The sequence below is a fragment of the Salinicoccus sesuvii genome, from assembly GCF_042648145.1.
Classification (GTDB): domain Bacteria; phylum Bacillota; class Bacilli; order Staphylococcales; family Salinicoccaceae; genus Salinicoccus; species Salinicoccus sesuvii.
This window is the reverse complement of the sequence record NZ_JBHRWV010000002.1, coordinates 199521-214563: the sequence shown is the minus strand read 5'-3', so window position 1 is coordinate 214563 and position 15043 is coordinate 199521. Positions and strand designations below refer to the sequence as shown.

At 44.5% G+C, this 15043-nt stretch carries 12 protein-coding genes; all 12 read right to left on the bottom strand.

Features of this window, described 5'->3' with window-relative positions; all coding sequences use genetic code 11:
- Positions 1-7: 7 nt before the first annotated feature.
- On the bottom strand, positions 8-1273 hold the full coding sequence (icd, locus tag ACFOJ8_RS03785) for an NADP-dependent isocitrate dehydrogenase (protein ID WP_380653506.1): 1266 nt from the start codon (positions 1271-1273) through the stop codon (positions 8-10).
- Between the two features lie 33 nt (positions 1274-1306).
- Complete coding sequence (locus ACFOJ8_RS03780; RefSeq protein WP_380653503.1) at positions 1307-2422, bottom strand: citrate synthase; 1116 nt, start codon at positions 2420-2422, stop codon at positions 1307-1309.
- Between the two features lie 229 nt (positions 2423-2651).
- On the bottom strand, positions 2652-4199 hold the full coding sequence (locus ACFOJ8_RS03775) for a solute symporter family protein (protein WP_380653500.1): 1548 nt from the start codon (positions 4197-4199) through the stop codon (positions 2652-2654).
- A complete protein-coding gene (locus ACFOJ8_RS03770; protein ID WP_380653498.1) occupies positions 4196-4507 on the bottom strand; it encodes a DUF485 domain-containing protein in 312 nt (103 codons plus the stop codon). Before ACFOJ8_RS03770 ends, ACFOJ8_RS03775 begins: the two co-directional genes overlap by 4 nt.
- A 151-nt stretch (positions 4508-4658) precedes the next feature.
- The gene (locus tag ACFOJ8_RS03765; protein ID WP_380653495.1) at positions 4659-5390 is read right to left on the bottom strand and encodes a hypothetical protein; all 732 of its coding nucleotides are present in this window, start codon (positions 5388-5390) and stop codon (positions 4659-4661) included.
- 90 nt (positions 5391-5480) lie between these two features.
- Positions 5481-7241, bottom strand: coding sequence for a pyruvate kinase (pyk, locus tag ACFOJ8_RS03760; RefSeq protein WP_380653493.1), 1761 nt, complete (start codon positions 7239-7241; stop codon positions 5481-5483).
- Positions 7242-7254: 13 nt separating this feature from the next.
- Complete coding sequence (gene pfkA, locus ACFOJ8_RS03755; RefSeq protein WP_380653490.1) at positions 7255-8214, bottom strand: 6-phosphofructokinase; 960 nt, start codon at positions 8212-8214, stop codon at positions 7255-7257.
- Positions 8215-8326: 112 nt separating this feature from the next.
- Positions 8327-9280: an acetyl-CoA carboxylase carboxyltransferase subunit alpha gene (locus ACFOJ8_RS03750; RefSeq protein WP_380653487.1), complete on the bottom strand. Its 954-nt coding sequence runs from the start codon at positions 9278-9280 to the stop codon at positions 8327-8329.
- Between the two features lie 2 nt (positions 9281-9282).
- Positions 9283-10134 (bottom strand): acetyl-CoA carboxylase, carboxyltransferase subunit beta, encoded by an 852-nt coding sequence (accD, locus tag ACFOJ8_RS03745; RefSeq protein ID WP_380653484.1) that lies wholly within the window; start codon positions 10132-10134, stop codon positions 9283-9285.
- Positions 10135-10152: 18 nt separating this feature from the next.
- A complete protein-coding gene (locus ACFOJ8_RS03740) occupies positions 10153-10578 on the bottom strand; it encodes a FadR/GntR family transcriptional regulator (protein ID WP_380653482.1) in 426 nt (141 codons plus the stop codon).
- 11 nt (positions 10579-10589) lie between these two features.
- Positions 10590-11813 (bottom strand): NAD(P)-dependent malic enzyme, encoded by a 1224-nt coding sequence (locus ACFOJ8_RS03735; protein ID WP_380653479.1) that lies wholly within the window; start codon positions 11811-11813, stop codon positions 10590-10592.
- Positions 11814-11885: 72 nt separating this feature from the next.
- Positions 11886-15029 (bottom strand): DNA polymerase III subunit alpha, encoded by a 3144-nt coding sequence (locus ACFOJ8_RS03730; protein WP_380653476.1) that lies wholly within the window; start codon positions 15027-15029, stop codon positions 11886-11888.
- Between the last annotated feature and the right edge of the window lie 14 nt (positions 15030-15043).

Here is a 15043-nt window from a genome sequence, read left to right as displayed (position 1 = left end):
GACTTATCTACATGTTTTTAACTAGTTCATCTCCAAATTCAGAGCACTTCACTTCTCTTGCGCCGTCCATCAGACGAGCAAAGTCATAAGTCACTACTTTGGAAGCAATAGTTTTCTCCATCGCCTTTGTGACCAAATCAGCTGCTTCTTGCCATCCGAGGTGCTCAAGCATAAGTACGCCTGATAGGATAACTGAAGAAGGATTGACTTTATCCAAACCAGCGTATTTTGGTGCAGTACCATGCGTTGCTTCGAAGATGGCATGACCAGTTTCATAGTTGATATTAGCGCCTGGCGCAATACCGATACCGCCCACTTGCGCTGCAAGTGCGTCGGAGATGTAGTCGCCATTCAGGTTCATTGTTGCAACGACTCCAAAGTCCTTCGGACGTGTCAGGATCTGCTGTAAGAAGATGTCTGCAATTGCGTCCTTGATGATGATCTTTCCAGCTGCTTCAGCTTCTGACTGTGCTTTGTCAGCAGCCTCACGGCCTTCATCTTCAACAATCTTATCGTACACTTTCCAAGTGAATACTTTGTCGCCAAATTCGCGCTCTGCAAGATCGTAACCCCATGCTTTAAATGCACCTTCGGTGAACTTCATAATGTTGCCTTTGTGAACAAGAGTCACGGATGGACGGTTGTTTTCAATTGCATAGTTGATTGCTGAACGCACCAGTCTTTCTGTACCTTCTTTTGAGACTGGCTTGATACCGATACCTGAAGTTTCAGGGAAACGGATATTCTTGGCACCCATTTCATTCTGAAGGAAATCGATGATCTTCTTGACGTCATCCGTACCTTCTTGAAACTCGATACCTGCATAAATATCTTCAGTGTTCTCACGGAAGATGACCATATCTGTATCTTCCGGACGTTTTAGAGGAGAAGGTACACCTTCAAAATATCTTACCGGACGTAGACAAGTGAACAGATCAAGCTCCTGCCTCAATGCAACGTTTAGAGAACGGATACCGCCTCCGATTGGTGTCGTCAGAGGACCTTTGATAGCGAGAAGGTACTCTTCGATTGTGTCGAGAGTCTCCTGTGGCAACCATTCGCCTGTCTTATCATAGGCTTTTTGCCCAGCCAGTACTTCTTTCCATTCGATTTTCTTCTTGCCATCGTATGCTTTCTCTACTGCACCATCTAAAACTTTGCTGGCTGCACTCCAGATATCTGGTCCAATTCCATCACCTTCGATATATGGAATGATCGGCTGGTCGGGTACGTTCAGTACACCATCTTTTGTAGTAATCTTTTGACTAGACATAAATATATTCCTCCAGTTTTTAGTCTCGGTACCTTACCTGTTTTCAATTGCTTCGTATTTTTTGCCTGTCTGACCAATATATTCTGCTCTCGGTCTGATCAGTCTATTGTCTTGGTACTGTTCCAAAATATGTGCAAGCCATCCAGAGACTCGACTGACAGCAAAGATTGGTGTAAACAGATCGTGATCGATACCTAGTGAGTGATATACAGTCGCACTGAAGAAGTCTACATTAGGAAGCAAGCCTTTCTCTCTTTCCACAACTTCGGCGATTTTGACAGATTTTTCGTAGAACTCAGGTTGCCCGGCCTCATCTGTCAACTTCTTCGACATATCTTTGAGGTACTTGGCACGTGGGTCGCCCTCCTTATAAACGCGGTGGCCCATACCCATGATTTTTTCCTTATTCGCAAACTTTTCTTCCAGATAACCTTCAACTGCATCAACAGACTCTATTTCAGAAAGCATCTGCATTACGCGCTCATTGGCACCACCGTGCAATGGTCCTTTAAGGGCACCAGCTGCTGCGGTTACACCTGAATAGACATCGGATAGCGTAGCAACACAAACACGTGCTGTAAATGTGGATGCATTCAGCTCATGGTCGGCATGCAAAACAAGTGCCTTGTTCATCGCTTCCACCTGTGTTTCATTTGGTTCCTCGCCATACATCATGTAGAGGAAGTTAGCCGCATAAGTAAGACCCTGCTTTGGTTTGACGACTTCCTGTCCTTGTCTGATCCTGGAAAAGGCTGCAACGACCGATGCAATCTTGGCCTGGATTCGAATCGATTTCTCCTGGTTCGCTTCATCGCTCATGTCCTCAGCATTCGGATCAAAGTGAGCTAGATATGATAGAGCAGTCCGGACAGCAGTCATCGGATGGACTTTATCTGCAGCGTACTCCTCAAAATGACCATAAATGCGTGGATTGAGTGTCATGTACTCAAACAGTTTACCTTGGAAAGTTTCTAATTCGTCCTGGTTTGGGAGTCTATCGTTCCAAAGCAGAAAAACGACTTCTTCGAACAATGCGTTTTCAGCGAGGTCATCAATTTCATAACCACAGTAAGTAAGTTGTGAACCAATGATGGAGCTGATGCGGGACTCAGCCGCTACAACGCCTTCTAAACCTTTCTTGTCAGACATATCGATTCTCCTTCTCGTTAAACATTAAATAGCCACCTGGCTTTAAAACCATTATATCAAATTCAAAAGCTTTGTGAACAATACAAGAATCTTCTTTAGATTGTGAAAATTATCTCGTTATCCTTCTCGAAAGCCCTTACATAAAGGAAAAGACGATAATTTCATAGAATTATCGTCTAAATAAGAAATGATTAATTAACTTATTGATTCTTATAACATAAACTTATATTTAGTGATTTACTTCAGCTGTAGAGATACCCGTTACAGATTTAACTTTAACTTCCCTATACTTATCATAAGACTCTGGCTTTCCTAGAAATGTACCTAAGAACGCCCCGATGAACCCGGCAGGTACTGAAATCAATGCAGGATTACTAAGTGGGAATATCGGATCCATAGCAATGAAGCCTGTCCCTGCAGCATTCATGACATTTGGTCCCAATATAACCAGAATAAGAGAAACGGCAAGTCCGGTCAAAATGCCGGTGATGGCACCTTGGGTATTAAATCGTTTCCAAAATATAGTATAGACGATGACTGGCAAATTGGCACTGGCGGCGACACAGAATGCAAGGGATACAAGGAACGCAACATTCTGATCTTGGGCGAATATAGCGAGAATAATAGAGAGTGCACTAACACTGAATGCTGCAATTTTTGCAGCAAGCATTTGTTGGCTTTCTGTAACTTGACCTTTTTTGATGACTTGACCGTATATATCGTGTGCAAAGGCACTTGCTCCAGATAATACCAGACCGGCTACTACAGCAAGAATTGTTGCAAAAGCAACGGCTGCAACGAACGACATGAGTAAGTCTCCTCCAAGCCTTTCAGCAAGTAGAGGCGCCGCCATATTACCTGCAGGATTGGCAGCGATGATTTCTTCTCGAGTCAGAAGTGCAGCAGCACCGAAACCAAGGAAAATTGTAAGAATATAAAATATGCCAATAATCCATGTTGCCCACATGACGGAACTTCTCGCAGTCTTTGCATCCTTAACTGTAAAGAACCTCATGAGAATGTGCGGCAGCCCTGCTGTACCGAAAAGAAGTGCAACAATCAGCGAGATATTATTGAGCGGAGATTGTCCTTGGGCACCCGGATTCAGGAAAGACCCTTCTAGCTCAGGTGCTGTAACGTTCTTCATTTCTCCGAACATCGTAAATATGTTGAAGTTGAACTGGATTAGTACGAGTATCGAAATCAGTATTGTACCTATCATCAACAACACAGCCTTAATCATCTGTACCCAGCTCGTAGCTGTCATACCTCCGAAAAGAACATAGATAGTCATCATGATGCCGACGATGATGACGGAGACACTGTACGGTATGCCGAACAGAAGCTGAATGAGCGCCCCAGCACCGACGAGCTGCGCAAGCATATAGAAAATAACAATTGTAATGGAAGACAAGGCTGCGAACGCTCTTACCTTCTTTAATTCAAATCGCGCGGCAATCATATCCGCCACTGTGTACTTACCTAAGTTTCTAAGTGGTTCGGCGACGACGTACAAGACAACAAGATATGCAGTCAGATAACCTACGCTATAGAAGAACCCATCAAATCCCCATAGCGCTATGGCACCTGCAATTCCTAGAAACGAAGCTGCGGACAGGTAATCCCCAGAAATGGCGAGTCCGTTCTGCCAACCTGTAAGCCCTCCACCTGCTGTATAGAAGTCGCTTGCGGAGTTCGTCCGTTTGGAAGCAAAATATGTAATGACCAAGGTTGCTCCGACGAACGCCAGAAACATGATGATGACTGTCCAATTCATTTATATTCCCCTTCCTTGTACTTCCTGATGATCTCATCTGCTTCTCTGTCAAATGTCTTTGCACGACTCATGTAAACGGTTACAAGAGTCCATACCATAATAAACAACATGAGCGCGTATATCCATGCCCACGAAATGTTTCCAAATGCTTCGTTGTTTAGGATAGTAGTATAGCCGGTAAGTACTGGGAAAATTAGCGTAGCGATGATGAAAAATATAGTGAGCGGTAAAATGAACTTATTGCGCTTCTTCAAAAGTGACTCGAACTCCGGTTGTGACGAAATCTTCTTGTAATCAATATCTGACATTAAAACTCCCCCTTCTAAACTACATTTTATTTCCAGTGTATAATAATGTCAATTTTTAGAATAATTAAATAATGTAAAATTTCATTATTTAATTTAATAAGTTTTGAAAAGTTACAAAAAAACGTCCGTTCACTGTGAACGGACGACACTCCTACATTTCTTTAGGTTTTTCTATAAGATCAATTTCTCCTATGCGATCCATGGAGATGTTCGAAGTAATATTAATTTCCTCTTGGTCGCTACCGACAGTCAATGTTAGCTCCGCACCGACATACTGATACTCTTCGTTGAATTGGACAGTGACTAGACCATTAAACACACCAACATCTTGAATAGCACTCTCGACTTCGTCATCGAAGAAAGGGATTGTGTCTTCTCGACTGCTTATCTCGTATCTGATTTCATAGCCTTCATCTTGCTCTGAAACTGCACCTTCAGAAAGTGGTTCCAGCTGAGTAAGCAAATCTCCGTAAGTGCTGCCTTCCAGACCAAGCGACTGATCTTGTGCTTCTATGTTACCTTCTTGATATATAAAATGTTCACCATCGACAATATAATGAGTTTGGATTTGACGACCATCATCCACTTCGACCTTGATTTCGTTCTGCTCACCCCGAGTAGTGATTGTCCTCACAGCATATTGTCCCTCGCTAGAAGAAATCGTAGAGGTCTGTCTCGCTTCGTAGCTTACAGTATCGCCCCATGCTGCTTCTGCCTCTTCTACTATTTCAGATGCCTCTGTAGCACCGCCCTCGTCAGAAGCCATTTCCGACGACTCCTCGGTTGGTTCTTGCGTTTCATCATCTGGTGTATCACTACCGTTCCCATCATTTCCACACGCTGTAAGCAATAGAATCATTGCTAGCAATAATAACTTTTTCATCTTTGCCACCTCATCATCATTATACCGACCCATCTGCTGTGTCACAACAAAAAAAGGGTACTTTGACAGTACCCTTTACCTAGTATTTCACTATAATACGTTCGCGTGTCCGCTGAATATGCAATTCTGCTCAGAGTCCACTGTGATAATCATACCATCTTCAAGCACATCGAGTGCATCATCTGCACCTACAATCGTAGGTAGTTCAAGATTTAGGCCGACGATTGCACCGTGGGATGTTAGTCCGCCTTCAACAGTGACGAGACCACTCGCTTTCTCAAGATAGGATGTCATTTCAGAATCAACCGATTGGACGACGACAATTTTTCCAGCAAGATCACGATCCGCGATTTCACTTGCAGATCTAATTAGAGCAACTTCTCCCACTGCACTTTTTCGTCCAATACCCTGGGCTTTAATAAGCTGGTCTCCAACGATATGAAGTTTCATCAGGTTGGTAGTACCAGCTTCGCCTGTTGGTACGCCGGCAGTAATAATTAGTAGATCGCCCTGGGCAGCAAATCCGTTTTCCATTGCCGCAGATACGGAAACATTAAGAAGATTATCCGTGTCACGCTTACCTTTTTTAACGACAGGATGTACACCCCATACGAGTTGCAACTGCCTTGCGACATAGGCATGTGGTGTAACTGCAACAATTTCAGAGTGCGGACGATATTTCGAAATCATACGTGCTGTATGACCGGATTCAGTCGCTGCGACAATTGCCTTACAATTCAGGTTCAGTGCTGTGTGTGCTACTGAAACCCCAATAGCTGTCACGAGTGTCGTCTGTAGAGATTTTGTTCGCTCAGACAATAGTTTTTTATAATCCTGTGCTGCTTCAGCAGACACTGCGATACTCGCCATTGTTTGTACAGCCTCGAGTGGATAACTGCCTGCTGCTGTCTCACCACTAAGCATAACTGCGTCGGTACCATCGTAAATGGCATTGGCAACGTCACTTGCTTCAGCACGCGTACAACGTGGGTTATTCTGCATTGAATCGAGCATCTGGGTAGCTGTAATGACTGGTTTGCCGAGCAGATTACATTTTTTAATGAGATCTTTTTGTACCATTGGTACGGATTCAGGTGGAATCTCAACACCCATATCTCCCCTAGCGACCATGAGCCCGTCAGATACTTCTAGTATTTCCGTTATATTATCAATGCCTTCTTGGTTCTCGATCTTAGGGATAATATTGATGTGTGCAGCAGCTTGGTCTTCAAGCAATTCACGAATTTCAAGAACATCCTTGTTCGTCCGGATGAAACTTGCTGCGATAAAATCGATACCTTCTCCGATTCCGAAGATGATATCCGCTTTATCTTTTTCGGTGATGCCTGGCAACTTTACAGAGACACCTGGTACGTTTACACCTTTTTTATTTTTTAGTAGGCCGTTGTTTAGGACTTTACAGATGATTTGTCCATTGTCCCGGTCTAGCTTTTCGACTTCCAATTCAATTAGTCCGTCATCGAGCAAGATGACGCCCCCCGGTTCAACATCATCAATGAGACCTTCATAGGTAACAGAAAATTTGTCTGTAGTACCGACGACTTCTTCCATAGATACACTGATTGATTGACCCTTTGAAAGCTCAATACCGCCATTTTCCATCGTATGCGTACGAATTTCAGGACCTTTCGTATCAAGCATGATGGCTACTGTACGACCTGCCTTTTCAGCAGCTTCCCTTATATTCTTAATTCTCGCGCGGTGTTCATCGTGATCACCGTGTGAGAAGTTTAGACGGGCAACATTCATTCCTGCATCAATCAGCTTGCTCAGCATTTCAGGTGCTTCGGAAGCCGGTCCGATTGTACATACTATTTTAGTGTTACGCATTTGTATATTCCTCCTATATGGATAACTCTTTTGAAAGTTTGAACAGTCCTTCGTCGATTCTGTGGCTCTCCTCGAATACTCGGTCAAAGCTTGTTTTAGTCAGACGGTTGTTCTCTATGCCCACTGCATGCCCACGAACATCTCCAAGTAGAAGTTCGACAGCATAGGCGCCAAGTCTAGAAGCAAGCACGCGATCACTACCGGTCGGTTTGCCACCACGCTGCATATGACCGAGGACGCTTTCACGTGTATCTATATTAATATATTTGCGCAGTTCCTCAGCACACTGTGCAGCAGTCATAACACCTTCTGCGACAATGATGATGGAATGCTTCTTGCCACGCTTCATCCCTGTTTCGATCCTCTCGGCAACTTCCTTGATGTCGGAATGTGATTCCGGGATAAGAATAGTCTCGGCCCCGCCAGCAACGCCGGCCCACAGTGCCAAATCTCCTGCATCGCGTCCCATGACTTCAACAATGAACGTCCGCTCATGACTTGTAGCTGTATCCCTAATACGGTCAACAGCATCAATAATCGTATTAAGCGCAGTATCAAAGCCGATAGTGTAGTCGGTACCGTTGATATCATTGTCTATTGTACCAGGAACTCCTACCGTTTTGATCCCTTCTTCGTTCAGTCTTTGTGCACCTCTATAGGATCCATCTCCACCAATAACCACAAGGGAGTCAATACCGCGTTTTTGAAGGTTCTCAATTGCCTTTTTTCTCACTTCAGGTTCGATGAATTCAGGACAGCGTGCTGAGTACAGTTTTGTACCGCCCCGTTGGATGATATCACCCACATCACCCAGTTCCAATTTTTTTATATTATCGTTAACCAGTCCCTGGTAGCCCTGATAGACGCCATGAACCTCCACACCTTCATAGATGCCTTTCCTTACGACAGCTCTTACTGCGGCATTCATTCCAGGTGAATCGCCGCCGCTTGTCAGTACTGCTATTTTCTTCATGTGTTCCCTCCGTTGAAACAATATCTTACCATTAAAATATCATACCTAGATGTCCTTATCCATCATTTGAACGGTTGAAACCGTTTTTACTCTCAAAAAAGAACAGTCATTGTTACGACTGTTCGTTAAATACTCCAATGTTCATATACTTATTGTATCGGTCATCCACCAGATGCTGTCCATCCATTTCGGAAAGTTCATTTAGATGTTTTTGAATCGAGCGATCAAGTGCACCAAATACAGCCTCACGGTCATTATGGGCACCACCCTGAGGCTCTACAATCACTTCGTCAGCGATTCCAAAGTTTTCAAGATCACGCGCAGTAATCTTGAGAGATTCAGCTGCGATTTCCTTGAGAGAAGCATCTTTGAAAAGGATACTTGCCGCACCTTCTGGTGAAATAACTGAATATGTGGCGTTCTCGAGCATCAACAGACGATTACATACACCAAGTGCAAGTGCACCACCGGACCCGCCTTCACCGATAACCACACTGATGACGGGTACTTTGAGACCAGCCATCTCAACTAGATTGCGTGCAATGGATTCACTTTGCCCACGCTCTTCAGCTGCTTTACCGGGATATGCGCCTTTTGTATCGATGAAGCAGATGATAGGACGATTAAACTTATCGGCCTGCTTCATCAGACGTAGCGCTTTACGGTAGCCATCCGGATGTGCCATTCCAAAGTTCCTGTGGATGTTGTCCTTCGTATCACGTCCACGCTGATGGCCGATGACAGTAACAGCAGTGCCGTGGTAAGAGGCAATACCGCCAACGATGGCAGCATCATCACTATAGGCACGATCTCCAAAGAATTCGACGAAATCATCGAAGATACTCTCTATATATTCGAGCGTTGTCGGACGTTTTATATATCTGGCAATTTCGACACGCTGCCATGGTGTCAGATTGCTATAAATTTCTGTTTTCTTATCTTCGACCTTCTTCTCCAGAAAGCTAATTTCCTTCGTCAGATCCAGCTTATTCTTTGAAGCGTACTTTTCTAGTTCACCAATCTTTTCTTCGAGTTCAAATATCGGCTGTTCAAAATCAAACGCCATGGTCACACCTCACTATGCAATTTCAATATTCTTCCGAGATAATTTTTCATATCCCGGCGGTTAACGACCTCATCCAGCTGTCCATGCTTCAATAAGAACTCGGCTGTTTGGAAATCTTCCGGTAGTTTTTCCTTGATAGTCTCCTCAATAACACGCCTGCCGGCAAAACCAATCATCGCCCCTTTTTCAGCGAGGTTGATATCGCCAACGGAGGCAAAACTTGCAGATACCCCGCCAGTCGTCGGATTCGTCATGTAAGCGACATAGAGTAGACCTGCTTGACTGTGACGTTCTATGGCCACGCTTACTTTTGCCATCTGCATCAAGGAAATGATCCCCTCTTGCATGCGGGCACCACCGCTTGCTGTGAAGACGATAACGGGCAGGTGCCGTTTAGTCGCATATTCAAAAGTTCTAGCGAGCTTTTCTCCTACGGCAGAACCCATGCTGCCCATTCTAAAACGCGAGTCCATAATCGCAACCACGGCGCTCGTGCCTTCTATTTCTCCTTCAGCACAGACCACCGCCTCATTGAGTCCCGTCTTTTCCCTATCCTTGACGAGTTTAGATTCGTAGTTTGGGAAATCCAGAGGGTTGGCCGATGTAATCTCTTCAAGAATCGGTTTGATTGTTCCTTCGTCCATCAGTGCTTCCATCCGATCCGGCGCGATAATTGGTAGATGATGCTCGCAGTTCGTACAAACATTCAGACGCTTATATAATTCTTTCGAATACAGTATCTTCTTACAGTTGGGACACTTCGTCATGATTGTTTCACTGTTTTCAAACGTACCGTCATTACGGTCAGTTTCGTTGACTTTCTTATTCAGCTTGGAGAACAAGTCTTTTAGCATAATTTACTCCCTGTTTCTTTACGATTTGAAGGCCTGTGAATATTTATCGAGCAGAACATAGATCTTCTTCATAATTTGATTGTCGTCAGACTCCACATCCATACTGTCGTTTTGATGTTTCGACTTCACATGGGCTTCGATTATCTGTTTTATTTCAATGATTTCGTCTTGCTGTCTTTCTGTTCTGATAAGATATTTACCGATAAGTTGAAAAAGCTGGTGACTGTCTATATCAGCTAAAAAAGTGCCCTCTCCACGTCGTACATATATGATGCCAAGCAGTTCGAGTGCTCTCAGTGCTTCTCTGACGCTCTGCCTGCTGACATTCAGTTTTTCCTTGAGGTACCTTTCACTCGGCAGCTTGTCACCGACCTGGATATTCTCTGATTCTATCAAATTGTGAATTTCTTCAACAATGTTTTCCAAACCTTTTCTTTCCGTCATTTCATCCATTATTAAAGAGTCAGCGTGCGCGCTTTCTGGTAGACTTCTTCCGGGTCCACCTTGATGCGGTTGACACCTGTCTGCATGGCCGCTTCAGCTACTGCTCTAGCGACACGCGGCGCAACTTCCTTATTGAAAGGATCCGGAATGACATAATCACTTGTCAGCTCGTCCTCGTCGATGAGGTCTGCAATGGCCAAGACGGCTGCTTTTTTCATCTCATCATTGATATGTGTCGCTCTAACGTCAAGCGCACCTCTAAAGATGCCGGGGAAGGCAAGTACATTATTGATCTGATTTGGAAAATCACTACGTCCGGTGCCGATAACCAGTGCGCCTGCTGCTTTGGCATCTGCAGGCATGATTTCAGGATTTGGATTCGCCATTGCGAAAATAATCGGATTCTCAGCCATTGTCCCAACCATCTCTTCTGTTAAGGCGCCGGCTACAGACACACCGATGAATACATCCGCATCCTTTATGACATCCTTAAGCTCACCCTGCTTATGTGCATGGTTGGTGAAACGACTGACTTCCTTTTTGACATCATTCATGCCATTCGGCCTATCTTCATAAATGGCCCCTCTTGAATCACACATAATCATTTCCTTAACGCCGAAACTATGTAGCAGTTTAACGATTGCCACTCCTGCAGCACCAGCACCATTCAAAACAACTTTAATCTGGTTCAGTGATTTGCCTGTAAGCTTCAATGCATTCATCAGACCACTTAATGTAACGATGGCAGTACCGTGCTGATCATCATGGAAGACGGGAATGTCCGTTTCACGTCCGAGACGCTCTTCAATCTCGAAGCATCTCGGTGCGGAGATATCCTCGAGGTTGATGCCGCCAAATACAGGTGTCAACAGTTTGACCGTTCTAACAATTTCATCGACGTCGTTCGTATCCAGTGCGAGTGGAAACGAATCAACACCTGCAAAATTTTTGAACAACGCGCTCTTTCCCTCCATTACCGGCAGGCTTGCCATCGCTCCGATATTACCGAGTCCAAGTACTGCAGAGCCATCTGTAATGACACCTACAGTATTACTTTTGATTGTATAGTCGAAGACGGTACGCTCATCCTCATAAATTTCTTTGCATGGTTCAGCGACCCCAGGGGAATATGCGAGGCTCAGTGCCTCCTTGTCTTTTATCTCTACTTTGGAATTTACGGAAAGTTTACCTTGTTTTTCTCTGTGCAGTTCTAGTGCATCATCTCTTAGGGACACTATTGATCTTCCTTTCTTGAGTGGTCATACCACTAATAATATTAACATTATCCGAATTACGTGACAACAGATTCAGGTAAGTAGACGAATATCCGACAATTCGATTGTCTCTAGTAGTCTGTCGATACTGGATGCTTCAATATTACCAAGCTTCTGCTGGTTGTCAAAGTCAAATACCGTGATGCCCTCTGCTCCCAAGATACCGTCCAGTGCGTAACTTTCAGAGTTACGGATAACGATTTTTTTCGTCGATTGGATGTGGCTATGTTTGAAGGCATCCAGATCCTGTACATCTTCGATGATGAGTTGCGGGTCGGAGTTGCGGGTCTCCATTCGTCCCGATACCGCAGAAATTTTTCCTGTCAGCTTACTGTGGACATTGAAATAGACTTTTGGAAATATAACACCTTCCATTTCCTGGTGTCCATCAGAGATTCTAACAAACGCCATGTTTTGGCCTTTTTTTGTACGTATCACTTTTATATTTTCGAAGAAGACTAGATAGGTTCCCTGGCTTTTCTGATGGAGAAGTGAAAAAGGGATATACTGTAGCGACTTTTGTACTGTAATAACCGGGTGATCCGACAGATGAAATCCGAATACTTCTTTTTCCCCTTCCACTTTTTCTATTTCGTCCATCTCTTCAGAGTAACTGTACTCTTTTTTGATACTGAATCCGAGCGTGCTTAGGAACGAATCGTGTGCGTACTCCTCAGTATTCAGATCATCCAACATGGGTAGAGTCTGAAGCATGGTTTTCCGGTTCTCTTCAAAACTGTCGAGCGCACCGGAAAGTATGAGCTGGGTCAGCGTCTTCCGGTTCAATGGCACTTTACTAACGCGTGTTTTCAAATCATAGAGGTCTGTGAATGGGCCATCACTGCGTGCTTCAATAATGGCTTCTGCCATACGGCGCGTCACCCCGCGAATCATAGAAAATCCAATTTGGACACCATCCGCCGGTTGGTTGCTCCACCATGAACGGTTGATATCCGGTGGATGCATTCGGATGCGCCTAAGTTTCATTTCACTGATGACCTGCTTTACTTTCGTATCGTTACCAAAGTGGTGAAAAAGTATCACAGCGTAGAAAATTTCAGGATATATCGCTTTAATATAGGCAAGCATATAAGAAATTCTACTATAGGCAACAGCGTGGCTTTTCGGAAAACCGTAGTCCGCAAATTCGAGTATCAGATTGAATATATGACGTCCGACATTGCTGCTGTATCCATTATCGACTGCTCCTTTTTCGAACTTCCCGCGCTCCTGCTCAAGCGTCTCTCTATCCTTTTTACTCATCGCACGTCTCAGTATGTCTGCTTCCGCATAGGAGTATCCGGCAATCTTGGCAGCAATTTGCATAATCTGCTCTTGGTAGACGATGACCCCATAAGTTTCTTTAAGTATATCTTTTATGTCAACGTGTGGGTATTTCACTGACGAAGGATTACTTTTCCCTTCGATATAATTAGTTATCTCCTTCATCGGACCCGGACGATACAATGCATTGACAGCAACAATATCCAAAAACTGTTCCGGCTTCATATCTCGAATGACCTTCCGGATCCCGTCTGACTCCAGCTGGAAGATACCAAGCGTCATACCGCGGCCGAGCAGCCGGTATACTTTCGGATCATCATCCGGGATGTTGTCCAAGGTGAAGTTTGCCTCCGTCCGTCTGATCTGGTTGACCATATATTTTAGAAGCGAGAGGTTCCTAAGACCAAGAATATCAATCTTGAGCAACCCAGAGCCTTCGACTTCATTCATCGGCCATTGACTGAGTGTATACCCTTCACTGAAAATTACAGGCACACTGCCAGTCAAGCGTTCTTCACTCAGTAACACACCCGCTGCGTGCGTTGATGTGTGACGGGGCAACCCTTCTATTTTGCGGCATAGCGTTGCATAAATACCGTACTTTTGATCCGCCTCCATGAGCGATTGAAACTCTTTTGTTGAAAAAGCATCTTCGAGTGTCGTACCCGGTGCATCAGGGATGATATTTGAAATCATCTTTAGTTCATCGTCACCAAAACCGAGTACCCGCCCGACATCTCGGGCAGCCATTTTGGCGCTCAATGTGCCATAGGTCACAATATGGGCAACATTCATCTCACCGTACTTATCAATCAAATATGCCACAACCTCATCCCTTCTCGTATCCTCAAAGTCGATATCGATATCAGGCATTGTCACACGTTCTGGGTTAAGGAAGCGTTCGAACAATAGATGATACTTCAGCGGATCGATTTCTGTAATATTTAAGAGGAATGACACCAGGCTGGCACTGGATGACCCCCTACCAGGACCGACGTAGATGCCTGATCTTTTGGCGTGATTAACAGCATCTTGAACGATTAGAAAGTAGTCCTCGTAGCCCATCTCCACGATGATCTCATATTCATACTTCATGCGTTCCATATATTTATCGCTACCGTCGGTTTTTTGTTTGAACTGGTCCATCAGCATCTGCCATAAGAAATCTTTTGAATCTGAGTTGTCCTTATGTGGAAAATGCGGCAATGTACGCCGCGTCTTTGGCAAAGTGACGTTACATTTCTCAACCAGCGTCAAGTTGCCTTGAAGAAAATGTCTTTCTTCTTCAGTTACATCTTCTCTAGTTCTAATGTAATGGTCCCCACTACCCGAACCAAGGGCCTCCGGTGCCATCCTTTTATTATCACGAATGGCATTGAGCACCGTCTGTGCTGAAAGGTCTTCCGGTTCAATGTAGTTTGCCTGCTTCATATAGACACGTTGGTAGCCGTGATCGGATATTTCATGGGACGTGTAGCGGTCCGCTTCATTGATTGGAATAGAGTCAAGCAAAGTTGCCCCTTGATTTGTTTTGGCAACCGCAACGCAGTCATGAATATTTTTAAATAGATAGTTCTCCGGCGTGTACTCGAGATCCTTATAAGAAAGCATGGCCGACAGGCGCACCAGTTCTAGGTAACCTGCAGTGTTCTTCGCAATCAGTACAAGCGGAATGCCATCCAGCTGATCGTCGATCTTTATCTCCATACCGATTAGTGGCTTTACACCGAAGTGCTCCGCCCTCTTAACAAAATGATAGATGCCATGCAGGCGGTTCAGATCGGTCAATGCAACAGCTAGCTGATCGTCGCCTGACACCTTCCTGAGCAACGGATCGATTCTAATATTGCTGTTTAGGAATTCGTAACAGCTGTGAACATTCAAATTGATCATAGGGCGTGCCCCCT

Coding starts and splice junctions, on each gene's coding strand:
- pyk (WP_380653493.1), bottom strand. CDS start 7,241: ATGCGTAACACTAAAATAGTATGTACAATCGGACCGGCTTCCGAAGCA.
- pfkA (WP_380653490.1), bottom strand. CDS start 8,214: ATGAAGAAAATAGCAGTACTGACAAGCGGCGGCGATTCACCTGGAATG.
- ACFOJ8_RS03770 (WP_380653498.1), bottom strand. CDS start 4,507: ATGTCAGATATTGATTACAAGAAGATTTCGTCACAACCGGAGTTCGAG.
- ACFOJ8_RS03750 (WP_380653487.1), bottom strand. CDS start 9,280: ATGGCGTTTGATTTTGAACAGCCGATATTTGAACTCGAAGAAAAGATT.
- ACFOJ8_RS03765 (WP_380653495.1), bottom strand. CDS start 5,390: ATGAAAAAGTTATTATTGCTAGCAATGATTCTATTGCTTACAGCGTGT.
- accD (WP_380653484.1), bottom strand. CDS start 10,134: ATGCTAAAAGACTTGTTCTCCAAGCTGAATAAGAAAGTCAACGAAACT.
- ACFOJ8_RS03780 (WP_380653503.1), bottom strand. CDS start 2,422: ATGTCTGACAAGAAAGGTTTAGAAGGCGTTGTAGCGGCTGAGTCCCGC.
- ACFOJ8_RS03730 (WP_380653476.1), bottom strand. CDS start 15,029: ATGATCAATTTGAATGTTCACAGCTGTTACGAATTCCTAAACAGCAAT.
- ACFOJ8_RS03740 (WP_380653482.1), bottom strand. CDS start 10,578: ATGACGGAAAGAAAAGGTTTGGAAAACATTGTTGAAGAAATTCACAAT.
- icd (WP_380653506.1), bottom strand. CDS start 1,273: ATGTCTAGTCAAAAGATTACTACAAAAGATGGTGTACTGAACGTACCC.
- ACFOJ8_RS03775 (WP_380653500.1), bottom strand. CDS start 4,199: ATGAATTGGACAGTCATCATCATGTTTCTGGCGTTCGTCGGAGCAACC.